Here is a 25,351-nt window from a genome sequence, read left to right as displayed (position 1 = left end):
CCATAAAAAGAGGAAATAAACAGCCATTTCTGTTTATTTCCTCTCGCTAAATGGTGATAACAAGCTGTTTAGTTAAATTATTTAGTTAAATCTATTTTTTTACTGATCCAATGAATCAACACTCCGCCAATCGTCATTGAGACGAATTCGCCTAATCCGATTGTTAACCAACTGAACCAAAATGGAATACCTAATAATAGAGTCAATTGAGCTGCAATTGTAAACATTGAAAAGCTACAAATCAATGCTGTCACAGCTAACTTAACGAACTGATTTTTTATTTTTCGGGTCACAAAATAAACCAATACTAAGACACAAAAAGTCGATAGGCCCCCCACAATGACATCAATCATCCCCAGTGGTGACGCTAAATTGGCTAACATAACACCTAATGTGACAGCGATAATATAACGCTTATTAAATACAGCTAAATAATTAAACATTTCAGCTAATCTAAATTGAATAGCGCCAAAGCTAATCACCGAAAAAACTAAAGTGACGGTTACATACAAAGCTGTTACTAAAGCCATCTTCGTTAAGGATGCTGCAGACCATTTTGCAGATTGGTTTTCCTCAAATTTATTCATTTTATTTCTCCTTTGTAAATTCCTGCAGTATTCTAAGAATCCGCCTTGGAATTTAGTGTTAACTACGACCAAAGGAAGTGAAACACGAGTCTGAGTTCAGATTGTGCGCCAACAAAGTGTCGTAGTGTCGTGCTAATTAGAAAGTATCTAACTTTATTTAGTATACCTTATTTCTCTCGATTTTTAAAAATTTTATTTTTCTAACCAGCCACCATCAATAGGTAGCACTGTACCATGGATATAATCTGCCAAACTGCTAGCTAAAAACAGCGTTAGATCTGCTACTTCTTTAGGTTGAGCCCATCTTCCAGCTGGTGTTTCCTTCGCCACCCATTTTGCCATTTCACCTGTTCCTGCAAAATCAGCTTTGTTCATGGGGGTTTCGATTGCACCTGGAGCAATTGCATTACAGCGAATCCCATGTTTAGCATAGTCATAGTCTAGCTGTTTCGTGTAGCCAATAATACCATGTTTCGCTGTGGTGTATGCCGCTCCGCCGCCTCCTGCAACTAATCCCGCAATGGAAGCCATATTCACAATTACGCCATGCTTTTGCTCTAACATCCCCGGTAAAATTGCATTAGCGGCAAAATACATTCCTTTTAAGTTTGTATTTAGGACACGATCCCACAGAGCTTCATCCGTTTCTAAAGTTGGAGTATAGTTATCTAATATCCCAGCTGTATTTAATAGAATATCAATTTTCCCAAAAGTAGATATCGCTGTTTTCACAGCTTCTTCAACATCTTTTGGTTGAGCGACATCCCCAGTTAAATAGGCAAAATTCCGGCCTATACTATTTTGGAATACAGCATTAGTTAAGACATCCGGTTCGACAATATCCATTCCAAAAACAGTCGCACCTTGCTTTAAAAAGGCCTCAGCCTGAGCCAATCCAATACCAGAAGAAATCCCTGTTATAAACACTACTTTTTCCTTAAATTCATCAATGATCATCGATTTCCCTCATTTCCAGTTGCTTTAAAACACCAAAAAAGTTCACGCTTCCACATGAACTTTTTAGTTAAATTATTGAACTATTTCCCAGTCTTCTGCTAAAATATCACAGACTGTTGGTGAAAACATCGTGTAACCTTCATCTGCAGTTTTAATTAGAAAATAAGGATTTAGCGTTGAGCCTTTGTGAGTTGAAGTTGGTTCTAAAAATACATATAACTCAAAACCACCCCAACCCGATCTAATTATTTTTTTCCCATTTTTTAAATGCGGTAGAATTTCTTCAAAAGTCATTTTATCTCTCCTTATAATAGTATGTTTGTTGAGCTATTTAGGCCTGGCAGAAAAATAGGGAATGGGAGGAATGACGCTTTTTGTCATTTTTACCATTTATCTTTTTTCCGAAGGACTGGCTCATAAGAACTAGCCTAATAAAAAGCTTGATAAGTTACCCTATATAATTAAAATAACGCCTCTTTATTTTCGCATACTCTATAACTAATGTATAGCCTCTTTCCTAAACTAACTAGTTCAGAAAACTCATTCATTTATTCCAATTAATTCCTCTGTAAAAAATTCTGTAACTTGATCCATTACTTCACTGCGCACCAAATGGCTCTCTTTTTCATCAACTAGAAAAAGAACATTTTCTGCATATTCTTGTTCCTTGATTTCTTCATAAAAATCATAGGCGGATTCAAATGGAATTTTTTCATCTTCTTTACCATGCCAAAATAATAATGGGCGCTTGGCTAATTTACTAGGATTAAGAGCTAAATCATAATTATCTAGCCAATTTAATAAGAGTGGTAGATCCTGTGGTACAAAGATATCTCGTTCGGCTACAGTACGTAAGACTAGTTGTAAATAGCTAGTTGGAGCAGGAGTTCCCATGATACATGCAGCTACTTGAATTTCTGGATGTTGCGTTAAAAGCGCACAAGTAGTAATCCCACCCATAGAAACACCACCTACACCAATTTTTTCATTTTGAATTAAGCCTTGTTTTTGATAAAAATGGGTTAACTGAGAAAATTCAGCGAGATTAAATTGAACACTTGACCAAAAAGTCATCGCTGGAATTGTAGAAATGGCTCCCACGCGACGTTCTCCATGGTTCATCGCATCAGGTAATAAAACGCGGATGCCTTTCTTTGCTAATTTTCTAGCTTGAGTTAAAACTAATTCTTTCGAAGATTGCCAGCCATGGTAATAAATAACTAGAGGTAATGGAGCTAATTTCAACTCATCCATGACCACTTCTAAGACTGGTATTTTCTTGATAAATCGGTGACGAACACTTATTTTCATTTGAAACTTCCTTTCACTAAATACCCTCATTCTTACTTTACATAGTACAACTTGTTGATTCTTAAGTAAATAAAAAGAGACTAAGACTTTTAGTTTAGTCTTAGCCCTTATATTTTTTAGATGTAATACAAATTCTCAGAAGAATAAATGGGATCACACGTAATATCTATGCCTAATTCTCGTAAAATTTGCTCATCATTTTTACTTAACATAACTGTTGAGTGGGCTTGGACATCCGCTAACTCAGCTAGCTTATCATAAGCTAATTGGGCAGTCGGATTCGTAACCGCACTAATGGCTAAAGCAATCAGAATTTCATTAGCATTTAGAGAAGTGATTTTACTGTGTAAATCGTTTGTCTTCATATTTTGAATCGTTTCTAAGACTAATGGCGATAGCAAGAAAATTTCATCTGAAATGTTAGCAAGTATTTTAAGTGAATTTAAGATTGCTGCTGAACAAGAATCCATCAATGAAGTGGTTTTACCAGTAACAATTCGGCCATCTTGTAACTCAAAAGCAATGACTCCCGGAGTTTCGTTGGTTTCATTCTGCTCTTTAAGCTTTTCAGAATAATGGCGCGCTCGTTTAACAGGTCCACGATCTTCTTTTTTCAGTTCTACTTCTTCCATAATTAACTTAATTCGATTAACCGTTTCTTCATCAACTAGCCCTTTTTTAAAGTCACATTCTGTTGCAAAACAGCGACGAATAATTTCCTGTTTTGCTGCTTCTTGGACAACATCATCGTCTGTAATACCAAAACCAACGCGGTTAACTCCCATGTCTGTTGGAGATTGATAAACGGACTCTTTTCCTGTAATCCGCTCAATAATCCGCTTAATAACAGGGAATGTCTCAACATCGCGATTGTAGTTGACTGCAACAGTTTGATACTTATCAAAGTGGAACGAATCAATCATATTAACATCTTTAAGATCCACCGTTGCCGCTTCATAAGCAATGTTCAACGGATGTTTTAAAGGCACATTCCAAACTGGGAATGTTTCAAATTTAGAATATCCTGCAGCTTTGCCATGACGACTTTCATGATAAAGTTGGCTTAAACAAGTAGCTAATTTCCCACTGCCTGGACCTGGTGCAGTCACGACTACAATTGGTTTGGTTGTTGGAATATAACTATTTTTACCAAATCCCTCTTCACTCACAATCTTATCGATATTGGTTGGGTAATCTTCAATTGCCGTATGTTTATAGACCTTGATATTTCGTCTTTCTAACTTGTTAATAAAAAGTTTCGTTGCTGGTTGTCCATTATAACGAGTGATCACTACGCTATTAATTTCTAAACCATAGCCTCTTAATTCATCAATCAAGCGTAAAATATCCATATCATAAGTAATACCATAGTCGCCACGAATCTTATTGCGTTCAATATCGCCTGCGTACACACAAATTAAGATTTCTGCTTGATCTTTTAGCTTTTGTAACAATTTAATCTTTGAATCTTCATCAAAACCTGGCAAAACACGTTTAGCATGCTTGTCCCCAATTAATTTCCCACCAAATTCAAGATACAATTTGTCGTAATCATGAACTCGCTCAAGAATATATTTTGACTGCTCTTCAATATACTGTTGTGGATCAAACCCGATTTTTTTCATTTGCTAACCTCGACTATTTATATTTTTAAAACTTCCTTTGAAATAATTCCTTTTCCTATCTTACCACTTTTTGCCTTTCAATAGGACCTAATTTACACTTAATTTTAATTTCTTATTTCACTCTCTTTTAAATGAATCAATTAAGAAAAATAAATCCGCTTAAAATAACACAAAGAACTGCTAGACTTTATTTGGTCAAATGCTATAATTATTTGAACTAAATAAAAAGGAGCGTGTGAATAATCTATGCATAATAAATATGAACCCCTTAATTTGTATACAAATTTTGCAAATGCGGCGAAAGAATTTCCAGAAACCCCAATCTATTTTGACGAACCTTTATTGGCTTTCCCAGAATTAAATCTACAAACTACCTATTCAGAATGTACTGCTGCTATTTTAAAAAAAGCTACCCAACTTAAAAAAATCGGTGTAAAAAAAGCCGATAAAGTCATTGTTTATAAATCAGCTAAATTTGATACCTATCTTGCTGCAGTGGCAATTTCTTATTTGGGCGCTGTTCCTATCATGGTCTCAGCACATTTACCAGCTGAAACGATCGATGTCTTTGTGAATCGCTTAGATCAACCTTGGGTACTTTTCGATAGTGAAACTTCGAGCAAGTGCACCCAATTACAAAATTTACCAAAGAACAAATTAATTGCAGTAGATGAATTACTAGCTGTTGAAATTGACGAAATTTGTCAGCAAGAGGAGTTGGAAAAAGACGTTATTTCATACATGACCCATACATCTGGAACAACTGGAATTCCTAAATTGATTGCTCATTCTGCAAATTCGATGGGCTGGAGAACAAAATGGCAAAAAAATATTTTTGATTTTATTAAAGAAAAAGAATTGGTTGCATTCCATATTTCACCGGTTCATTCACGTTTTAATATTGGAATTTCATCTCTAATGGCAAAAGGCTTTCCTTTATTAGCTATTGCTGATTCGTCAGCGGAAAATGTAACTAAAGTCTTAGTCGACTACCAACCGGGTGTCTTAGAAACCCATCCGAATCATTTTGTGCAATGGGCTTCTCTAGCTAGAGAAAAACCAGGAGTCTTCAGTAGCATTAAATATTACCATTCAACTTTTGATGCCATTAATAAAGAAACATTAGCTACATTTTTACGTTGTTCAACGTTTAAGAAACCCGTTTTCTTACAAGTATATGGTCAAAGTGAATGCGGTCCAATGATTATGCGTGTTCATAATTTATCTTCCATTAAAAAAATTAATGCTCGTGATATGGGTGTTGGGATGACTGGTTTAACTGAAGTTCGGATTGTCGATCAAGCAGGGAATCCTGTTGCTGCTAACATTAGTGGAAACATCCAAATGCTTTCAAAAGGTCGCGCATTAACATATTATAAAGAAGAAACGCGCTTTGAAGATAATCTTTATGGCGATTGGTGGGACAGTGGGGATTACGGATTTAAAGATAGTCATGGAAAATTACACTTGCAAGATCGACAAGTTGATTTAGTTGATACAATTGCTAGCACTTTGGCAATTGAAGACAAATTATTAGATGAGTTAACATTCTTAGAAGAAGTTGTCATTATTCGTGGTAAAAACGGGAGCCCTCAGCCTGTTTTAGCCGTTTATCCAACACACGAAATGGACTGGGATCGTTGGTGGGCAAGTGTTTCTGATCTACCTCATTTAAATGAACCGATTATGATGACCTTTGATGAATTGCCAAGAACAGCTACTATGAAAATTCAAAGACTGGCATTAGAACAACAATTAAAAGACTAATTAGTCAATTAAACTAGCGGACAAGTTTAACTTTTAGATTGGGAGGTTTTATCATGAAAAAAAATTCAACTACTAGTACTGGGATTCAGTTTTATCAAAATCAATGGGGAACGCCAACCCATGACGACCAATTACTATTTGAATTATTGACAGTTGGAACCTTTCAAGTTGGACTTGGCTGGAAAATGGTTGTCAATAAACGCGATGTTTTTTTACGTAATTTTCAGCAAATGGATATTTTAAAAGTTGCGGCGATGATGCCTGATGATGTCGAACGAATTATGGAAGACCCAGCCATGATTCGTAATCCTAGGAAAATAAATGCAACCATCACAAATGCTCGTGCAATTATTGGAATTCAAAAAGAGTATGGCAGTTTTGCTGCTTACCTTTGGCGATTCGTCGACAATCAAACGATTGAATATGAGTATACAGAGGCTTCGGAAGTCCCAACTTCATCCCCTTTGTCTGAAAAAATTGCTAAAGAGCTGAAGAAAAAAGGCTTCAAATTTGTAGGTCCAATTGTGACCTACATGTTTATGAAAGCTAGCGGACTTGTTCACGATACTATTATTGATCGGTAAAAAAATAACCTTACTAGAACCTAATCATTTTGATTATTTCTCTAGGTAGGTTATTTTTTTATTTTAAATGAAACTGCTGATAGTTAGCTACCGCCTTATGGATAGCATGTTGATTTACTCTTTTTTTCGGATTAAATAAGTCAATTCTCACCTCTGATAAATCACTTTTATCCGATTGCCAAGTTCCTTCAATCATACCTTCTACCATCAACCAATGCTTGTGCTCCATAAAGGGGCTGATTGGATATTCTTTGTTTAAAAAAATATCTCGATTTTTATAACTAATACCATATTCATCAAAATCAGGAAATAAAAAAGTACCATATTCATTTGGAACATAAGCATTATTCGTTGGCAAATACCAATACTCTTTGCCGTCATTAAGAAACGAACTAAAATCATTCGATAAGAATTGCGTTCCTAATCGTGCATCTTTAATTGATAAACCTGACCAATAAGCAAAATCTTGTACTGTTGCAGGTCCACGGCTAGTAAAGTAACGAATGGCTAATTTGGCCAATGCTTCTTCTCGAATAAACGAAGTTAAGGGTGCAACAAATTTACTAAGCAATGTGTAAACAGCTTGATTCCCCCTCATCTTGCCACTACAAAGTAGCCCCTCTAATTCTCCAAAAAGAATAATAAAGGAAAAACTTTGGCTCGTTGTTTGAATACCTTTTTCAGCGACTATTGCAGCTAATTCTTTCCGAGTTAATTCTTTCTCTACTAATGCCTCTTCAATAATACTACAGGCTTGATGCATTTTTTTTGGCGTTAAATCGAATTTACTATAGAAGCTTTTGATTTTTTTATGAATCTGCGGTGCCGTTAATGCCAACATCCACCGACTATCCTCTGGTACAATAAAATGCCAGGTTGGACGTAATAAATGCATCCGAATAATTTTCCCGGCATCAATTGCGGCATCAACATCTTGCACTGTTAAATTTGGGATGCGCAATCCAATCGCCCATTTTGCCATTGCGTATTCCTGCGCCTGCATCGCGCCTAGATACTGAACAAGCTCTTCTGGCTTCTTAAAATTGGTACTTGAAATCTGCTGGTTAGCCAGTCTTAACGTCCTTATTTCTTGATTATCCATCTACTCACCTAACCCTTATTAGTTGCCTTTAGTCTGCTGCTAGCATATCAACCAAAACTTTTTTCGATACGGCATCATCAGGGGTAATGAGCGCTTTCCATAAAGCCCAGGCTTTTCCTCGTTGCCATGTAGTGTCATCAAGTCCCATCTCTTCCTTAAAAGCTTTGCGACTCTTTGAATCAAAAAAGGTCCAAGCCATCACTAAATCACAGGCAGGATCTCCCGTTCCAAGGATACCAAAATCTATTACACCTGATAAATGCCCGTCATTTACTAAAAGGTTGCCTACAGCAATATCACCATGAACCCACACTGGTTTTTTCTCCCACTTTGTTGCAAGAGCCGTTGTCCAAATATCTTGGTAGTGGTTGCGCTGAGGTCCTGCTGGTAATTGAGTTAATGCTTGTTCAAATTCTGCTGTATATACTGCTAAATCGCCTCCACGGTAGAAGTTATGCGCCCCAGCTTGAGGTCCATTTTCAGCATTTATTGCTTCTAATTCTTTTAAAAAACGAGCTAATTCAATCGCAAATTTTTGTAAATCAACGTTTGTATGTGTAACTGTTTCTCCTACTAACCAGCGGTTAATTGACCAAGCTAAAGGATATTCTGGTGTTGGTTTTCCTTTAGCGACTGGAGCAGTGATTGGCAAAGAAAGGTGCTGGGCTAAAACAGGTAGCCATTTAGCTTCTTTTTGAATTTGTGGTTCGTATTCTTTTCCACTAGGCAAGCGAATCGTCAAATCATCACCTAAATGGAAGGTTCGATTATCATGTCCGCTATTTTTAACTGGCTTTATTTCTAAATGTGACCACTGAGGAAATTGTTCAAAAATCAATTTTTTGGCTAAATCAACTGTAATATCCATCATTTCCTCCAATCAAAATTTTCTTTATACGATTATTCTCTCATAGATGTAGTGTCCTACGCCACCATTAAGACAGTCTAATGTAAATTCTTGGCAAGCTTCTTTCACTATTTCGGTTGCATTGTCTACTGCAACAGCAATATCAACAACTTCTAACATCGGTAAATCATTCTCGGCATCTCCAATTCCATAAGAAGTTGCGTCAGGAAAAAGCTTCATATATTGGTTGATAGCAGAACCTTTATTGCTACTCGGATTGACAATTTCTAGCCCTGTGAAAAATGACGAAAAAGCATACACATTTTCGTTGGCTAACATTTCCACAATTTTAATTGTTTTAGCTTCATCACTTTCCATGACTTCTATTTTCAATAATTTAATTTGGGGATTTTCTTTGAAAAAAGTTCCTAAATCTTCATGATGCACACAGTCATTTGTAAAATAATTTTCTTTAAAATCCATAATTTGTTTGCCTTGTTCACCCATCGGCAGAAAGGTTTTACGCAACTCTTTGAAATGTTTAGTAAAGTATTGAACAGGTTTTAAATAGACCTCTTCACTCGTATGAATATGGTAAAAAATATTTTCTTGATCCAAAAATTTCATGATATTTACGCATGTTTCTAAAGAAAGACAGTTTTCATATTGAGCTGGCTGTCCCACTAATTTAAAACCAGCCCCATTTCCAAAAATAATGTCTCCTTCTTTGCCAAGTTCACCTTGCATCTTTTCAATTTGCGTACAACTACGCCCACTGACAAATACAAATCGATCCCCTTGTTGATGCATTGCATCAATTGCATCTAAATTTATTTGTGGAATCTCCGCACCCATTTGATGAAATGTACCATCTATATCTGAAAAAACGATTTTCATTTTTATGCCTCCCTGTATCATTCTTTTATCTAACTTTAGCATACAGTATGTAATGCTTCTCATGTCAAGAAAGGAATTTTCTAGCTTTTTTGCTACTCATCTTCTTCCGATTGATCCTAAAATGAAAGAAGATGGCTATCTGCGCCCATTGATTGGAGTCAGATAGCCATCTTTTCGTTTTATTTGCTTGTTACCCACGGTACCTTAATGCAAGTCCTTTTAAGAAGTTGCGAGCATAACGATCCCCACATTCTTTATAATTCCGATGTCCCTCTTTACGAAGAACGGCACTCAATTCGCTATTGGAAATACGAACTCCTGCTTCATCTAGCATATCAAGAATATCGTCACTCGTTAAAGAAAGAGCAATTTTGACTTTTTTCAACAAAACATTATTGACGCTTCGATCATTTTTAATCATTAATTCAGGTTTTTGAGTATCATCGCCAGTTGTCTCTTTGCGACCTCTTTGTGAAATGATTAAACCATTTAAAAAGGATTCCAACATAAAATTATCACATACTTTAAGCTCTTCATGAACAATCGGTTCACTTTTTTCAACTTCTGTTGTCGTATTTTTTTTAGGGTTAATCAACATTTTTTGAACTTCCGCCTTAGTTAATTCAATGCCACCCATTCGAAAAATTTCAACCATATCAGAATCTTTAATATTTAAAGCATATCTCAATCTAATTAATATATCATTATTCGTCATTTTGATCCTCCAACATTTATCTATTATCCATCTAGTATCAGTATAATACTTTATGCTCGCTATTGCATTAATTTATTCATCCTTGCCTATTTATAACCAAATTCTGCTATACTAAACAAGTAAATAAACTGATAGCAGCTAAGAATAGTAGGTGAAAAAATGAACGGGAAAAATCGCAGTAATTTAAAAGTTGGACAGCTTGTTGATATCGTTTTAAAAAAAGATCAACGAACTGGAACGTTAACTAGAGGGCATATTAAACGCATCTTAACGAATAGTAGCAGTCATCCTCATGGTATTAAAGTCATGCTGGTTGAATCTGATCAAGTTGGGCGTGTCCAACATATTGTTGAAGAATAAGAAAGCCCAGAAAATTGATTAAGGCTGATAACTATTAGCCTTAACACCGTTTTCTGAGCTTTGATTGTTTGTTTCACGTTTCAAAACTTAAAGTCGTTTTTATCTCTTTGAGAACAGCTTGTTGTTGAGAAAAAATAGCTAAGGGATTCCCCCAATCATGAAAAACCAGGCGCGTTTCTTCCTGCTCTTTCATGATTTTTTTTAATTCCTCTACTGACTGTTGCTCTTTTGTATCCATCAATTCATAGCTATTTCTAAAGTTTGTAAGCCTTAAACTAATTTCTTCGATAGTCTGCTCTTGTTTTTTAAAACATGCGATAAAGTGTTCCGGATCATCTAATATATGAGTTTGATATTTTTCATCTATCGAATGTAGCATCTGTTTTATCTCAGCTAAAAACTGAGTTCCCCTGCTCCCCATTTACTCACTTCTCAACGCTTCGACTGGATCTTTTTTCGCCGCTAATCTTGCTGGAATTAAACCGCCTAACATCGTTAATAAAACACTGACTATAATTAAAGCAAGGGCATGAAGTGGGTTTAATTGAGCAACATCGGCTAATCCTGTCACATTTTCCATCACAATATTCGCTGGAATTGTGACTAGATAGGCGATTCCGATTCCTAATAATCCCGAAAAAGTACCAATAATAAAGGTTTCAGCATTAAAGACACGAGTAATATCTTTTTTACGCGCTCCTAATGCACGTAAGACACCGATTTCTTTCGTTCTTTCCATAACTGAAATATAAGTGATAATTCCAATCATGATTAAAGAAACGACTAATGAAATTGCTGCAAATGCGACCAAGACTACTGTAATCGCATCTAATGTATTCCCCATTAAGGACGTCACTGTAGCTGCCATATCTGTATAAACTACTTGTTTTTCTTCAGGTTGGTCTTTATTCCATTGATCTAAATGCTCCAAAACTTGCTCTTTTTTCTCAAAATCAGCTGGATAAATCGTTATTCCACTTGGTTTTTCAATTGCACCGAAGCGAGTTAATAACTGATCTTTTGTGACGGTACTAACTGTCGCAGTTAATGGATTGTTTTCTGGGCTAAAGCTCCGTGTATCTACTGCGCCACCTGTGTTTGTACTGAAAACTTCTCCAGTCATAACATTGAAATCTGCAGCTTCTTGTGCTAGTACAATAGCTGATTTTTGTGCATTTCCAATAAATTCCTGCGCTAATGTATCTGAGTATTTAATGCCTTCACTCAATCCAGCAATAGAAAGGTCTTCTTTGCCGCGAATGACGCCGACAATTTTTAAGTCCGTACCAGATTCACCTTCATATAAACTAGTCAAATCAGGATTAAGCTTAAAAAACCCATTCGTTTCAGTGTAGAAATCATCATTGAAAATAGAGGTCATTTCTTGTCCTATAAACTGATCAAAATTAATTTCTTTTTGGCTACTGTCTAAACCTAAGGCATCAACCATCCCACTTGCTAGTTGATTATTTTCTCCTACAACTAAGATTAAATCATTTTTACCTGTTGGGTAGCTACCTGCTAATAAATCATAATTTTGTTCTAAGAAAGAAGAACCTTTGGCCTCGCCATTTGTTGGATAGCTAGTTAAATTTAAACTATCAGTCTGAACCGCGGCTACTTCACCATCGTTTTGATGGATTAAATTCATATTCACATTACGCGTAAAGGACATCCCTGAAATTAAGTTCGAATCCATATCCGCTAAATAGGCAATATACTCCTTTGACAAGCTATTTTCATGGACTGTTTCTTCTTCTGCTGGCTGTTCCGGAAACACAGCTTCCATTTTACGTTGTTTTTCATTGGCCTTATCGTCTTCTTCTGTGGCTAGTCGATTGCTTGGACCAAATGTCATGTCATTAGCTGTTTCGGTAATCGTAATCGGAAAACCTGACAATGTATCATTTTCGATTGAATCTATTTGCTTACTAAAACCGTTAGATAGTGACAAAACTAAGGCAATACCAATAATACCGATACTAGATGCAAAAGCAATTAGAGCCGTTCGCCATTTTTTAGTCCAGATATTTTTCCCAGAAAGAGTCAAGGCATTCCAAAAACTCATACTCGTTTTCTTTAATTGATAATTTTTAGAGGGCTCTGAGGCTGTCATGGGATTTGAATCAGACATAACTTCCCCATCACGAAACTCAATAATACGATCTGCAAATTCTTCTGCCAAGTCTGGATTATGCGTCACCATAATAACTAATTTATCTTTTGCAATTTCAGCGATCAAGTCCATAATTTGTTGACTCGTTTGCGTGTCTAAAGCTCCAGTTGGTTCATCTGCTAAAATAATATCAGGATCATTCACTAACGATCTGGCAATGGCCACTCGCTGCATTTGTCCGCCAGAAAGTTGATTAGGTTTCTTATGCGTGTGCTCTTTCAATCCCACTCTTTCAAGAACATCCAGAGCACGCTGATTTTGTTCTGCTTTTGGTACACCACTTAATGTCATTCCCATTTTAACATTATCAAGAACGGTTAGATGACCAATTAGATTATAGCTTTGAAAAATAAAACCTACGCTATTATTACGATACGCATCCCAATCTCCATCTTTATACTTCTTCGTTGATTGTCCATTAATCAGCAAATCCCCTTCATCGTACTGATCCAAACCACCAATAATATTTAATAAAGTCGTTTTACCTGAACCGCTTGGTCCTAAGATCGCAGCAAATTCATTTTTTCTAAAATTCAAACTAACTCCGTCTAAGGCAATTTGCGTAAATTCTCCAGTTGTATATTTTTTAAAAATATTTTTTAGTTGTAGCATTTGATTCACTCTCCCCTTCTTGTTCACCTTTAGTTTATCTGACTAATGTAAACTGAAGATTAACAACTTCAAAATAAAGAAGTGTGCTGTTATTTCCAAACTTATTTGGTAAAATGAACATACCAATGACTATCAAGGGAGGGATTCGCATAATGGAAACAATTTTAATCGTTGAAGATGATCCACATACTCGAAATTTAATGGAGATTATTCTAAAAAATAATGGCTTTCAAACCGTTACTGCTACTAATGGCATTGAAGCCTTAGATGTGCTTGATAAAAGAATGATTAGCCTAATTATCTTAGATATTATGATGCCTGAAATGGATGGGTACCAGTTGACACAAAACTTAAGAGAAGCTGATTTTCAATTGCCGATTTTAATGGTCACAGCTAAAGAAACCCCTAGCGAAAAGAAAAAAGGCTTTTTAGTTGGAACTGATGATTATATGACCAAACCTGTTGATGAAGAAGAGATGATTCTACGCATTCTCGCATTACTGCGCCGCTCAAAAATTGCGATTGAACATAAAATTGTTCTTGGAGAAGTTACGTTGGATTCAGACTCACTGACTGTTTCTAGAGGAACTCTACAACAAACTTTACCCAAAAAAGAATTTTATCTCCTTTTTAAATTATTAGCCTATCCCGATAAAATCTTTACGCGTTTGCAGTTAATGGATGAAATTTGGGGCTATGAAACGGAAACTGATGAGCGAACAGTCAACGTTCACATCAATCGATTGCGTGAGCGATTTGTTGAGTATCCAGAGTTTACAATTGTCACTGTTCGAGGATTAGGATACAAAGCGGTGAAAAATATATGAAAAAACTATTTAGTCGGTTTAGTTTAACGATGAGCCTTGTTCTATTTGTTTTTTTAATGATGCTCTGCTCAACTGTTATTGTAGCTTTGATTATTTTACTACTATTTAAAACTGGGATGCTGCAATATTTCCCACGTTTTCCTGAAAAATACCGTCTTTTTGGTCCAATTCTTCTTTTGCTTTTTATTAGTATTTTAACTGGAACAATGTTAACCGGTATCTCCAGCAAACGAGCAACACGTCCATACAAAATGGCGATTGAAGCATTTAATCGGGTGGCATCTGGTGATTTTACAGTCGAATTAAAATTTAAACATGTCCCTTATGAGCTTGAAGAACTAACCAAGAGTTTTAATCGGATGACAAAAGAATTAAGCGGAATTGAAACGCTTCGTAGTGATTTTATTAATCATTTTTCACATGAATTTAAGACGCCGATTGTGTCAATACAAGGGTTTGCTAAGCTTCTAGAAAATCCTAATTTAAGTGAAGAAGAGCGCCAAAAATACGTTGCTATTATTATTCAGGAATCGGGTCGCTTAACGACTTTATCCAGTACTATTTTACATTTATCAAAAGTAGAAAATCATGAAATTATTTCTGAAAAACGCGCTATTCAGTTAGATGAGCAACTTCGCCAGACTATCCTTTTATTAGAACCAAAATGGCAGAAAAAAAGAATTGTATGGGAGTTAGAGTTAGATGACTCCATTCTCAATTCAGACGAAGACTTGTTGCAACAAATGTGGATTAACTTATTAGATAATGCCATTAAATTTTCGCCTGAAAATGGCGTTGTTAAGGTTAAACTAATGAACCTAACGGATACAGTTGTAGTTAAAATTACGGATCAAGGTAGCGGAATGTCCGACGAAACACAGCAACGTCTCTTTGATAAATTTTATCAAGGCGATGCCTCCCACTCCAAAGAAGGAAACGGGTTAGGTATGTCTTTAGTAAAAAATATTCTTCGGATTTGTGACGGAGAGATTGGTTTGAAGAGCAGCCTAGGAAATGGCAGTAGCTTTACCATTACGTTAAAGAAATAACTAAAAATAACCAGAAAACTATCCTTTATAAGATAGTTTTCTGGTTATTTTGCATTTTCAGCTTAAATTATAGGACTTTGAAATCAGAATTTCTAATTGTCATTTTCTTGCTAGGGCTATCTGGATAGGCTGCATTTCCATCATATTGAATCATTTCAGTTGTGTCTTGCCCTTTGATTAGTTGGACGTAACTTCCGCCTGCGCCGCCAATATTTGTCCAGTGAAGTGTAATAGTATTCCCTTGAGTTCCATCTGGAACGATGGTCCATAAATCTCTACGATAATTGTCCCAGTTTATATCTTTACTCTCTTCATTCGCTGTATTTTTATAAACGCCTTCATAGAAATCAATTGCATTATCGATACCGCTCCAAGTTAAATTATCTATCTCTGTTTGGGGCACAAAAGTAATGACTTGATTTCCAACGGGAGCATTTTCATCATTTAAATAACTTTGATACGCATCCCCTTCTACCGTGATTCCTTCAAAACCGTTTGCTGTTTTTTTGACTAGTAGAGCATGATTTTTAGACTGATCGTTGGTAATCGTAATAACCGTATACCCGTTTTTATCCAGATTGTCTGCAACACTGTAAGTCCAATTTTCTTGCCCATTTACTTTTAATACATTATTTTCAAATTTCCAGGAGCTGCCTTTTTGATCCTCTTTTCCAGTCGCCAACCAAAACCCATCAATAGATAGTTCATTTTTTGTCGGTGTTACAACTTCGCTTTCTTTTGAAGTGCTTGCCTCTGAACTCGTTTTATCTGATGTTTTTGCTTTTTTATCTTTAGCGCTCTTTGCCGAAGTGCTAGTGTCCTCTTTTTTGGTTTCTTTCGTATTTCCTCCATTACCACATGCTGTTACCAACAACAAACTTGCCATTAATAGAATGCCTACTCCATATTTTTTCATCACAATCGCTCCTCTTCCCAAGTTATGATTCTTAAAAATAATTTCAACTTTATTATATCAATCAATACGTAAGAATAGTTGTTTGTCCCCTTTAATTAAAGAAAAAATAATTAATTATATAAACTAACAATATCATTTTCCATCGAACAGGCTACGGATTTATCCAGCAATCAACATTTTAGCTACTTTTTTATGTGACCTGGCTGTTTTGCGATTTAGCACCTTTAACTACTTTGGCGAAATCTTATTCTAAATAAATCCAATATCGATTTATATTTTTAACTCTTTCTTCATTAAAAATAGTCTCTTCCAATATTCCATGGTTGCTTTCAATAATCTTGCGGCTCCCCTGATTGTCATTATCGCAAGTGAGCAAAACTTTTTCTAAACCTTGCTTCTTTGCCTCAATTAAAGCTTGTCCCAACATTTGTTTTCCGTAGCCTTTTTTTCGTTCTGTGGGATTAATAGAATAACCAATATGCCCACCGATACTAGTTAAGTACTGATTTAATTTTAAACGCAGTTGTAGCATCCCTATTATTTTATTTGTTGAATGATCTATATAAATGTACTGAATTGCTGGCACTAGTTTATCAGAGATGCTGTTTTCATTCTCATTTTCGACTGAACGGCAAAACCATTCTTCAATGTTTACTGCTGCGGAAAGTCCGCCAGTTCCATCCATATTTTCTTCTCTTTTTATAAATTCTTCTTTGTATTTTTTGATTGCCGGAAGATCATTATAGACCATTTTTCTAAACTCTTTCTGCATCTTTTCTCCTCCTCTTATATTCCCCTACTAAAATTAGGTATCGTCACTAAAGATTATCTAGTGCTCGTTTCACGACTGCCTGTCCACCCACAAAAACCTGTTCAATTTTTGCTCCTGTTGCTTTTAACTCAACTAAAACTTTCCCCTTTTGCTGGATAGATTGTCGACCTTGTGAAAATGTATATTCAACATTGCCTTGGAGAGTATCATGTTTAAATAGATAACAAGCCAAAGCTCCATTAGAGGTCCCCGTAGCATATTCTTCGTCAATCCCTACAAGCGGGGCAAAATTACGGCAATGGATTAAATGCTGATTCTCTTCATCTAAAGCAAAGACATGATAACCAATTATATCCAGTTGATCTGAAATTTCACGAATTTTGTTCATATTAGGCTTAAGATTTTGCAATATAGTTGTATTTTTCACCGGAATAATTAAATCTTTTAAGCCAGTTGAGACAATTTCAATTGGATAATCACTAGGGATGTCGCTCGTTTCTATCCCTAAAGAATGAGCAAGCAAATCTCTGTCAGGCTGTTTATCATAAAAAATTGGTGACGATTGTTCCATAAAAATTGTAGCCTCTGCTAATACAGAAATTGATAATCGGCCTGCTTTAGTATGCATGATATATTTCCCAATATCCAATTGATTTAATTGACTCAGCAAACTAAAAGCTGCAATCGTAGCATGTCCACATAAAGGCACCTCTGCTAGCGGTGTAAAATATCTTAATTGAAATTCACCTTTGTTTAATGGTTTAACAAATGCAGTCTCAGAATAATTCAAAGCTTTGGCAATTACCTGCATTTCATTAGTAGAAAGATTTTCATCTTCCTTTAGCAATTTAACTCCAGCAAGGTTCCCTCCTTCTCCTGCTACAGTAAAACTCGATACTTCATAAAGTGTATTCATACTCATCCTCCAGTCATATAGTTATAGCTAAACTAATTTTATCACTAAAAATAGAAAAACCAACATTTATTAGTTTAAGTGATTTTAAATTTACTTACTAATAAGTTAGGTATTACTTGTATTAACTTAATAAGAATATCGTATCGGAACTAATTTTCTAGTGACTAACTATTAATGAAGATAGTTTTCAACACATACCCCTTTATCCTATTTTATACTTTTGGCAAAAACAGTAGTTAATGACAATTTGATTTTGCTATAAGTTTTGCCACAGTTTTATGTAAAAAAAGAACCTTTTTAGGGAAAATTTTGAAAATGGCATAAACAAATGTTTTTGCCTATCGTAAATGTATACTTTTATTTTTGATAGTAATATATGACAGTCTCAAAACTTTTTTTACTACACTATAAAACAGACTATCAATACTTATAAGTTTTGATAGTTCTACCTAAGTACTCAACATTTTGCAAAAGATATTCGAACTGCAATATATTAACACCTCCGTCACACCCAAGAACTAATATTAAATATAAATTGAGAATCTAGAGTGACAAACGTCATTAACGATAAATTTAAATACTATATAAAGTAAGATATCTGACTGCCTTCTTATTTTTAATTAATACTTCACACCATAATCTTTTACTTAATTATTGCGTTCCGCCATATTTTTCACTTATTCCAAAATATCTTGATAAGTCGCTTAATTTTTCACTGTATATCAAACTTGGAACTGTTACAAACCGCTATTTAAACAGCGGTTAATAGAAACGAAAAAAATTGTTTGCTAAATTCACAGGGTTTATTGTTTAATAGTTTTGCGTCATAGTTTTCTTAATAGTCTTCGTCATAGTTTCGTCATAGTTTTATTTATAGTTAGTACGAAATATTTTTCGTTCAATATCGTTTTTATTTCATTTTATATTCGGTTTTTACTACATTAAACACAGTCATATTTCATTTTTCAAACTTTGTTTTTTAAGTTACTGTGATACAATAAAAGAAAAAGAACAAGGAGGAACAAATTTATGGCCCGTTTCAAACTTCCTAAAACAAATGAACAAGTAGTATTATCAACTGTAGAGCTAGCAAAGAATAATTATAAGAATTGGCGTTTGTTACTTAAGAAAAAAGGTGAGAACAAGAAAGATACTTCAGTAGAGCCTTTTATCATTTTAAATAACAATTTAGAAAAATTTCTACCTTATCTCTCAACCGGCTCTATCCGATTGTACCTATTCTATTGTTTCAAGGCTAACAACACTACTAGTGAATCTTGGTATTCTGTGGATAAAATAGCAAAGGAATTACATGTTACAAGTAGATCAGTTGATAATTGGAACGCAGAATTAACAACACTCAATTTAATTTATAGAGGTTCAGCAAATCATTCAAGTACCAGCACGATCATTTTACCGTTGTCTAATTTTTCAATTATTGACCATCAATTTGATTTAAAAAATCATTTATCAAACCCACAGTACAATGAAGTTGATGGTACATTAGAATATGTTTTTCATATTTTTCAGTGGAGAAAAAAGAGCACAAAGGCTAAATCTTTTTCTGCACCTTACCATCTAATAGTTCATTGTTTTACGAGAGTGATTACAGATTCGGATGGGTCTATGATTCATAAAATTAGCAAATTTTTCATTTCTGAGGACAAATCACTCAATAAGGTTAAACTTGATGAAGATTCAGAGGCTTTTAAAACAGACAATGATATATTTCTATTTAAGCCCAGAATTGAAAATAAGCCTTCAAATGTTAAAACTAAAGGAATTGCGCTATCAACTCATTACGATTTAAGGAATGAATTACAACTAAACGACATACTAACAGAATTAGTTGAAAGCGCATCGTCATTAGAACGTAATTCATTTCCAACTGCCAACTTAATAGACAAATAAAAAGGAGTGTTTCATTTGAAAAAATATGTTAACGGTGGAATTTACAAAATTGATTTACATGGTAAAAGTCAAGCAGAGTTTATAGGACCTCATCCCTGTATAATTGTTAGGACACTAAAAGAAAAGGAGATGTATTTAGTAGTGCCCTTAACAAGTTACACTCAAAAAAAGTGGAACAAAACAAAACGATGCGGATATGGAAAAAGAATACTTAGCACGGGATCAATAGCTCGTATTGACAAAGTTGCTATTGTTCACGATCGCCAAATAATATCTCGTTGGTCAGATAATGATGCTTTTTTATTACCTACAACTGAAGAATTTTCTGAAGTTTCTAATAAAGTTATCGACTATTTTGCTAAATCAAGAACAAATGCAGAAAGAGAATATTCGAATTATCTTAATGAAGTAACTAAATTAGAGGATTATATAAAAACTTCGTTTGTTTCAAAAAATGAAACAAATTTCAAAATACCTAGTAACATGTGTACCCATATTACTATTGAAGATTTATATAAAATTTGTGGAACTCTTTACCCTCAACAGCCTATTTTGATTCAAAATAATTCTGGTAATTTTATCGTAGATATTCAGTGAAATTTAATCATTGAATTCTCAATGTTTTTAAGTTATACTATGTATGAAGATAGGGTTCTGTAAAAGGGTAAGTCCAACTTCACTATTCGAGTTGCGTGGATAGGGCACTTTCAAGGTAAGTCCAGCCACATTTTTACATAATTTTAAACTGGTGCCAAGCAAATTAATTGCTTGGCTTTTTTTATTTTAGATTTCGCGCATTCATCTACAACTCTATAATGTAGGTTTGCAACTTTCATCAAATGGCTGGTATTTATTGACTTTATAATATCATTTCTCTAGCCTTCATTAAATCCTCTGTAATCTCGTCTATAGAAATAGTTTTATATCCTACATTATCGTTAAATTTATTCATACTTTCTATTACTTCTGCAACCATTTGATTAGCAAAAAAGTAAATAAAGTTATGATCTACCAAAATATCTAACATAATATCCTCAGGTTTTTCATATCCCGAAAATAATTTCATGCCATGAGCATCTGAAGATAAATATGAATAGAGTAATAAATATAAGTCCTCCTTATCAACGTATTTACAGACTCCTCTTAGTCCTCTATCATCTTCAAAGCCACTAAAAAAATTGTACCAACTATAAATTCTTTTATTTCTCAATCTTTGTCCTTCTTCTCTTATTTCATTAAAGGTTTCTGAATTGATAAATTCATTTAATTTTTCCAAATCTGGATTCACATCAATACCTAAATCGTTGTTATTATGTTTTCTACTTAATATCTCATCCATAGTTTGACCACTTGGAGAATTGGGATCACCAATACTCAGAATCTTTTTTCTCGATAATGCTTCACAATATGAGTAACTCCTTAACTTTTTTGAAAAACTAAGTTTTGAATCTAATTTATATAGATATAAAATGTTGATGTATGTTTCAAAAAACGATCTAAAAACAACATTCATGCTTGTTTGATTGAGTCCATTATTAAAATGATAATTTATTGATTCATATAAGTCACACAAACTTCTATCTAATATAAATGCAGATTTTTTTTGTTCATCTGTATAATCTTCAGTATATATATACTTTATATTTTCATCTATCACACTCTTTAACAAATCAGTATTTTTTTTATAAATCGAATTTAACATCTGCTCATTATTCATAATTCAGCTCCTAATTAATTTTTTTAATAAATCTAAAAACCTTTTTTCCTACCGCTTAACTTCACCAAACTACTATGGTCATTTTTCACACCAATAATCGTTTTATTCTTGTTCGTAACCTTCACCCGATACTTGCTGCCAGCTGTTCCTTTAAAACAATTTCGTGATTCATCCTTTACTGCAGTAATTTGAGTATTCGCACTTTCAAACGAGCTACTATTCTTATCCTTCAGTTTCTTGGTTTCTTCAATCATATCATCCATTTTAGCCTTGATAGCCTTCTTTAAAGCAGATTGTTGGGCCATTTTCTTTTCTGCTAACTCGTAAGCTTTATATTGATCCTTCCAGGCGTCGAGTAGCATCTTATTTGGGTGATCCTTTGCTTCTTCTCTAGCAATGTCTTTCTTAATCGTGTCTTTAACACCACTATACATACTCATTTAAAGTTCATCCTTTTCTCCGCTAATTCCTTGTCTTTTTCTTCCATTACCACAGCTGCTTGATACGTGTCTCCGCCCAACTCGTCCATTTCTTTTTTTGCCTGTTCGATCCCGCTTAACACGTCATCCATTTTGTCCGGATCATGTAGATAGGGTTGGCCGTTTCGGGTGAATTTTGCTATGTCACGGATCATATCTTCAATTTCATACTCGCTTAATTCAGAATAGAGTCCACCAGGCATGGCTTCATTTTTTAAACTTTTTTCAAAATAATAAAGCTCGTCTCCTTCAAACCATTGATAGTCCAATAAATTCCTTTTAATAGATTCTAATTCTGATTCAATATGTCTAAATCGTCCGGACAATTCTTTTATCCGTTCCGGCGTATATAAAATTTGTTCCGCACTCCCATTTTTAAATGCTGAAGAAAAATCTGTTGAGTTAAAACCAGCTTGGATATGAGCATTCATCATATCCTTAAAGAAGTTCCCTGTTTTCTTTATATTGTTCTTAATGTAGCGTTTAGTGCCGATTCGTGGACCAGGAGGGGAAAATGGAACAACGTCGCCTTCATGCGCATAATCAAGGATTTGAGCGTTGTACATACCAAGTAAGGCTTTTGCTTTTTCAACCGTATTTAACTCATGAAACGGATTCGCAGCTGCAAAGGTTGTCGCAAGTTTTCCAGACCTTATTGCACCAACAGTGGCCAATTTACCGCCTAAACTATGGCCAGTAAAACTTCCCACCCCATCTGGGGCTAATTGATCTCTAAATACTTTTTGAGAGAATTCAACAAATTCATTGGTTTGATTGATCCCTAAGTTTGGTGTATAAAACTGTCCTATCCCTGTACCCTGGTAGACATCCGCTACTAACCAATCTTGAACCACATCGATAGCATTGTTACTTTCTGATCCACGAGCAACGACCACAATCGTGTCATACTTTTTAGGATTTTTATTTTTTTGTGCTTCCCACTCTGAAAGTGGAACAACAGCAGCTGCTTGTAAACCACTTGAATTATTTACAGAACTAACCGTTACCCATTTGGAATTATCTTCCGGATTCGTAAATTTTGTATTTACTGCTAAAACACTGTCTTTATAAATTAAGTTTGAAAGACCCCAATATTGTGCTTCATTCACGTTCATGTGTTCACCTCTTTTTTTTTGTGTTATTATTAATTTAAATACAGTGTGAAAAGGATACTAATTATGAAAAAAAAAATTTCAATCGTTTTTTCAATACTATTTATTTTAACATGTGGAGGATTGTATATGAACCATAAAATAAAAGAAAACAATGAAAAGCAACAAGAATGGTTAAATAAGGTGGTTTCTGAACAAGAACCTTATATAAATAAATATTTAAACTATTATTACAACGGCATTGAATCGGTAACATTAACAGAATCAGAACAAATACCAACTGGAGCTGTTTCTATCGAAGGCTATGTAAATAATGATAAAGAGAAAAGTTTTTCAATTATGTTAGATAATCCTAAACCTGGTAAAAATATGGGGATTATAATGAGTGATCCCTTATATGAAATGGCCAAGCCCGAATCTGAAACGCCTGCAAAAAATATGGAAGAGATTCTAAAAGAGGAACGAAAGAAAAAAAGAGCTGAAGAAAAAACCAGCTCCACACAGAACTGGTTTAATATCTAAAAAATACCCCCACTAAATTTTATTAGTGGGGATTTTTGTACTTCTATTTTAAAGTATTCTCAATCATTGCAGCAAGGAGTAGAAAGTACTTTTCCGTATGCAAGTTAAAGGACTTTAATACCAATCAAATTGGTATTTACTCTTTAACTCAACTTTTATATTTCTTTTTTTACATTCTTTTAAAAACTCATCTTTAGTCTTTAGTATTGTGACTTCTTTATTTTCCTTATTCACAATTACATATTCAAATTGTTTAAAAAATAGACTATAAAAATTGTTGGTTATTGATTGAATAATTATATAATCATCGTCATAGTTTAGTTTATATACATATTCTACCAAACTATTGTAGCGCTCACCATTTTCTTCATCATAATATAGTGAAGAAACGATTGCACTCGTAGTAGCAACGTAAAAAGTGTCATCAATTTTTATTAAATTCCCAGCTTCAGTTGTACCTGGTGCTCTATAATTTGAGTCTTACTTAAACATAGATGCTATTTTTGGAGTTATGACTATCACGCTAACTATTAGAGCTATAGTTAATAGAATTATGCTAGCAATCGCCAATGTTCTTTTATTTTTCATTTAATCACAACTCTTTCATAGTCTATTGTTTATAAGTTATTGAAATATTAAAAGGTTTAATCAATTCTAGAGTTTGCATTGCAAAACAATAATTATTTCCATCATCGTCCACAGCTTCAATCTGAATTGCTACTAAACTAGACAAAAAGAGGGGTAAATATTGTTAAATCAGCATTTATCCCTTTTATTTTTATAAATTTAGATTGGATTCTTAAAACACGAATTAAAAAACTATTACTAATTAATTTTCACGCTCAAATACTGCTGTGTAACCAATATCCAATTTAATTTGATTCTCTTTATTTTTTACTTTCGTAACATCAGTACTTGTTACATCCGTGTCTGTAAAGTTTAATTTTAATATTCCATATTTTTCATCGTTAGCCTTTTCTGAATCGAACTCGTATCCTATCTTAGTTTGATTTCCATCTTCGTAAGTAATAAAAGCTAACCCATTTGAACTAAATTCAATTTTTTTTATAATCGAATACGAACTATTTACATCAGTAGTATCTTTTGAAACAGATGTCCAATTTCCTTCTAACTCAAACTTTTTTGTTGGTGTACAAGCCACCATAAGTGGAAAAAGTAGAAAAAATAAGATTGCTATTTTTATTTTATGCATAATACCTAGCTCCTTTAGTTAAATTAATTAATAGTTGATTTTTAAAATAAGAATATGAATAATAAGACACCTTTGTTCTTTTATCAGACCCCGTTGAAGCGATTACAGTACTTGACACTCTTCCAACTGGTCTGTAACCACTAGTATACCAAGGACTATCATTAAACCATAAACTATCTCTCAAAACCCGAGGTTGTGACTTTCTATCAACTACATAGTATTGAACTGCCCGATTCTGTGGTTGTTTTACATTACCACTAACTGCATTAGCTGATAGTGGTGGTGTCGAAAATGAAATAATTGAAACTAACAAAGATAAAAAAACTCTCATATTCACCATTATATTTTAATCTTATTTTAATAATACCTTTAAAAAC

The 25,351-nt window shown here is 34.3% G+C and carries 27 protein-coding genes; 8 read left to right on the top strand and 19 right to left on the bottom strand.

Features of this window, described 5'->3' with window-relative positions; genetic code table 11:
• Window positions 1-77: 77 nt before the first annotated feature.
• The 5 genes from MHI00_RS00745 to MHI00_RS00725 all read right to left on the bottom strand — a co-directional run bounded on the left by MHI00_RS00745 (window position 78) and on the right by MHI00_RS00725 (window position 4,480).
• Complete coding sequence (locus MHI00_RS00745) at window positions 78-587, bottom strand: QueT transporter family protein (RefSeq protein ID WP_341110166.1); 510 nt, start codon at window positions 585-587, stop codon at window positions 78-80.
• Window positions 588-779: 192 nt separating this feature from the next.
• Window positions 780-1,544, bottom strand: a complete 765-nt coding sequence (locus tag MHI00_RS00740; RefSeq protein ID WP_229251580.1) for a 3-oxoacyl-ACP reductase — start codon at window positions 1,542-1,544, stop codon at window positions 780-782.
• 72 nt (window positions 1,545-1,616) lie between these two features.
• Window positions 1,617-1,838: a DUF2829 domain-containing protein gene (locus MHI00_RS00735; protein WP_010052580.1), complete on the bottom strand. Its 222-nt coding sequence runs from the start codon at window positions 1,836-1,838 to the stop codon at window positions 1,617-1,619.
• Window positions 1,839-2,084: 246 nt separating this feature from the next.
• Window positions 2,085-2,855 carry an alpha/beta fold hydrolase gene (locus MHI00_RS00730; protein WP_341110160.1) on the bottom strand — a complete coding sequence of 257 codons (771 nt, stop codon included), beginning with the start codon at window positions 2,853-2,855 and terminating at the stop codon, window positions 2,085-2,087.
• Between the two features lie 116 nt (window positions 2,856-2,971).
• On the bottom strand, window positions 2,972-4,480 hold the full coding sequence (locus MHI00_RS00725) for a DUF1846 domain-containing protein (RefSeq protein ID WP_010052576.1): 1,509 nt from the start codon (window positions 4,478-4,480) through the stop codon (window positions 2,972-2,974).
• Window positions 4,481-4,726: 246 nt separating this feature from the next.
• On the opposite strand from MHI00_RS00725, the gene MHI00_RS00720 reads away from it, so the two are divergent.
• Together MHI00_RS00720 and MHI00_RS00715 are read left to right on the top strand one after the other, a co-directional pair.
• Complete coding sequence (locus MHI00_RS00720) at window positions 4,727-6,247, top strand: acyl-CoA synthetase (protein WP_341110156.1); 1,521 nt, start codon at window positions 4,727-4,729, stop codon at window positions 6,245-6,247.
• Window positions 6,248-6,300: 53 nt separating this feature from the next.
• Window positions 6,301-6,831, top strand: coding sequence for a DNA-3-methyladenine glycosylase I (locus MHI00_RS00715; RefSeq protein WP_341110153.1), 531 nt, complete (start codon window positions 6,301-6,303; stop codon window positions 6,829-6,831).
• A gap of 58 nt (window positions 6,832-6,889) precedes the next feature.
• Here MHI00_RS00715 and MHI00_RS00710 read toward each other — a convergent pair whose 3' ends face one another.
• The 4 genes from MHI00_RS00710 to MHI00_RS00695 form a co-directional block, all read right to left on the bottom strand.
• Window positions 6,890-7,933 (bottom strand): winged helix DNA-binding domain-containing protein, encoded by a 1,044-nt coding sequence (locus MHI00_RS00710; protein ID WP_341110152.1) that lies wholly within the window; start codon window positions 7,931-7,933, stop codon window positions 6,890-6,892.
• A gap of 28 nt (window positions 7,934-7,961) precedes the next feature.
• Complete coding sequence (locus MHI00_RS00705) at window positions 7,962-8,801, bottom strand: aminoglycoside phosphotransferase family protein (RefSeq protein ID WP_081039806.1); 840 nt, start codon at window positions 8,799-8,801, stop codon at window positions 7,962-7,964.
• A gap of 24 nt (window positions 8,802-8,825) precedes the next feature.
• Complete coding sequence (locus MHI00_RS00700; protein ID WP_317913863.1) at window positions 8,826-9,677, bottom strand: HAD-IIB family hydrolase; 852 nt, start codon at window positions 9,675-9,677, stop codon at window positions 8,826-8,828.
• Between the two features lie 190 nt (window positions 9,678-9,867).
• The gene (locus MHI00_RS00695) at window positions 9,868-10,392 is read right to left on the bottom strand and encodes a YehS family protein (RefSeq protein WP_287431689.1); all 525 of its coding nucleotides are present in this window, start codon (window positions 10,390-10,392) and stop codon (window positions 9,868-9,870) included.
• 159 nt (window positions 10,393-10,551) lie between these two features.
• Here MHI00_RS00695 and MHI00_RS00690 point away from each other — a divergent pair, with 159 nt between their 5' ends.
• Entirely contained in the window at window positions 10,552-10,752 is a 201-nt protein-coding gene (locus MHI00_RS00690) for a YwbE family protein (RefSeq protein ID WP_010052567.1), read from the top strand.
• A 73-nt stretch (window positions 10,753-10,825) separates the two neighbouring features.
• Here MHI00_RS00690 and MHI00_RS00685 read toward each other — a convergent pair whose 3' ends face one another.
• Together MHI00_RS00685 and MHI00_RS00680 are read right to left on the bottom strand one after the other, a co-directional pair.
• The gene (locus MHI00_RS00685) at window positions 10,826-11,173 is read right to left on the bottom strand and encodes a hypothetical protein (RefSeq protein WP_341110148.1); all 348 of its coding nucleotides are present in this window, start codon (window positions 11,171-11,173) and stop codon (window positions 10,826-10,828) included.
• Complete coding sequence (locus tag MHI00_RS00680) at window positions 11,174-13,540, bottom strand: ABC transporter ATP-binding protein/permease (protein WP_341110147.1); 2,367 nt, start codon at window positions 13,538-13,540, stop codon at window positions 11,174-11,176.
• A 152-nt stretch (window positions 13,541-13,692) separates the two neighbouring features.
• On the opposite strand from MHI00_RS00680, the gene MHI00_RS00675 reads away from it, so the two are divergent.
• Both MHI00_RS00675 and MHI00_RS00670 read left to right on the top strand, forming a co-directional pair.
• Window positions 13,693-14,367 (top strand): response regulator transcription factor, encoded by a 675-nt coding sequence (locus MHI00_RS00675; RefSeq protein WP_056999071.1) that lies wholly within the window; start codon window positions 13,693-13,695, stop codon window positions 14,365-14,367.
• A complete protein-coding gene (locus MHI00_RS00670; protein WP_087114871.1) occupies window positions 14,364-15,416 on the top strand; it encodes a HAMP domain-containing sensor histidine kinase in 1,053 nt (350 codons plus the stop codon). Before MHI00_RS00675 ends, MHI00_RS00670 begins: the two co-directional genes overlap by 4 nt.
• Window positions 15,417-15,483: 67 nt before the next feature.
• On the opposite strand, the gene MHI00_RS00665 is transcribed toward MHI00_RS00670, so the two are convergent.
• From MHI00_RS00665 to MHI00_RS00655, 3 genes are all read right to left on the bottom strand, one after another.
• Window positions 15,484-16,332, bottom strand: a complete 849-nt coding sequence (locus MHI00_RS00665; protein ID WP_341110141.1) for a hypothetical protein — start codon at window positions 16,330-16,332, stop codon at window positions 15,484-15,486.
• 244 nt (window positions 16,333-16,576) lie between these two features.
• Complete coding sequence (locus tag MHI00_RS00660) at window positions 16,577-17,104, bottom strand: GNAT family N-acetyltransferase (protein ID WP_341110138.1); 528 nt, start codon at window positions 17,102-17,104, stop codon at window positions 16,577-16,579.
• Between the two features lie 46 nt (window positions 17,105-17,150).
• Window positions 17,151-18,020 (bottom strand): PhzF family phenazine biosynthesis protein, encoded by an 870-nt coding sequence (locus MHI00_RS00655; RefSeq protein WP_341110136.1) that lies wholly within the window; start codon window positions 18,018-18,020, stop codon window positions 17,151-17,153.
• Between the two features lie 1,029 nt (window positions 18,021-19,049).
• On the opposite strand from MHI00_RS00655, the gene MHI00_RS00650 reads away from it, so the two are divergent.
• Together MHI00_RS00650 and MHI00_RS00645 are read left to right on the top strand one after the other, a co-directional pair.
• Window positions 19,050-19,931: a hypothetical protein gene (locus tag MHI00_RS00650; RefSeq protein WP_341110134.1), complete on the top strand. Its 882-nt coding sequence runs from the start codon at window positions 19,050-19,052 to the stop codon at window positions 19,929-19,931.
• Between the two features lie 15 nt (window positions 19,932-19,946).
• Complete coding sequence (locus MHI00_RS00645) at window positions 19,947-20,528, top strand: type II toxin-antitoxin system PemK/MazF family toxin (RefSeq protein ID WP_341110131.1); 582 nt, start codon at window positions 19,947-19,949, stop codon at window positions 20,526-20,528.
• A gap of 262 nt (window positions 20,529-20,790) precedes the next feature.
• Here MHI00_RS00645 and MHI00_RS00640 read toward each other — a convergent pair whose 3' ends face one another.
• From MHI00_RS00640 to MHI00_RS00630, 3 genes are read right to left on the bottom strand one after another with little or no spacing between them, the layout of a single operon-like run.
• On the bottom strand, window positions 20,791-21,648 hold the full coding sequence (locus MHI00_RS00640) for a DUF5677 domain-containing protein (RefSeq protein ID WP_341110129.1): 858 nt from the start codon (window positions 21,646-21,648) through the stop codon (window positions 20,791-20,793).
• A 32-nt stretch (window positions 21,649-21,680) separates the two neighbouring features.
• Window positions 21,681-22,088 carry a hypothetical protein gene (locus tag MHI00_RS00635; RefSeq protein WP_341110126.1) on the bottom strand — a complete coding sequence of 136 codons (408 nt, stop codon included), beginning with the start codon at window positions 22,086-22,088 and terminating at the stop codon, window positions 21,681-21,683.
• Window positions 22,085-23,242, bottom strand: a complete 1,158-nt coding sequence (locus MHI00_RS00630) for a hypothetical protein (protein WP_341110125.1) — start codon at window positions 23,240-23,242, stop codon at window positions 22,085-22,087. The genes MHI00_RS00635 and MHI00_RS00630 overlap by 4 nt, the downstream gene beginning before the upstream one ends.
• A 126-nt stretch (window positions 23,243-23,368) precedes the next feature.
• Between MHI00_RS00630 and MHI00_RS00625 the strand changes: the two genes are divergently transcribed.
• Window positions 23,369-23,761: a DUF1433 domain-containing protein gene (locus MHI00_RS00625; RefSeq protein WP_167739710.1), complete on the top strand. Its 393-nt coding sequence runs from the start codon at window positions 23,369-23,371 to the stop codon at window positions 23,759-23,761.
• 829 nt (window positions 23,762-24,590) lie between these two features.
• Here MHI00_RS00625 and MHI00_RS00620 read toward each other — a convergent pair.
• Entirely contained in the window at window positions 24,591-24,974 is a 384-nt protein-coding gene (locus MHI00_RS00620; RefSeq protein WP_341110120.1) for a hypothetical protein, read from the bottom strand.
• Window positions 24,967-25,314: a hypothetical protein gene (locus MHI00_RS00615; RefSeq protein WP_341110118.1), complete on the bottom strand. Its 348-nt coding sequence runs from the start codon at window positions 25,312-25,314 to the stop codon at window positions 24,967-24,969. The genes MHI00_RS00620 and MHI00_RS00615 overlap by 8 nt, the downstream gene beginning before the upstream one ends.
• Window positions 25,315-25,351 lie beyond the last annotated feature (37 nt).

The sequence above is a fragment of the Carnobacterium sp. FSL E2-0243 genome (genome assembly GCF_038003605.1).
GTDB classification, from domain to species: Bacteria; Bacillota; Bacilli; order Lactobacillales; family Carnobacteriaceae; genus Carnobacterium; species Carnobacterium maltaromaticum.
This window is presented reverse-complemented; position numbering and strand designations above follow the sequence as displayed.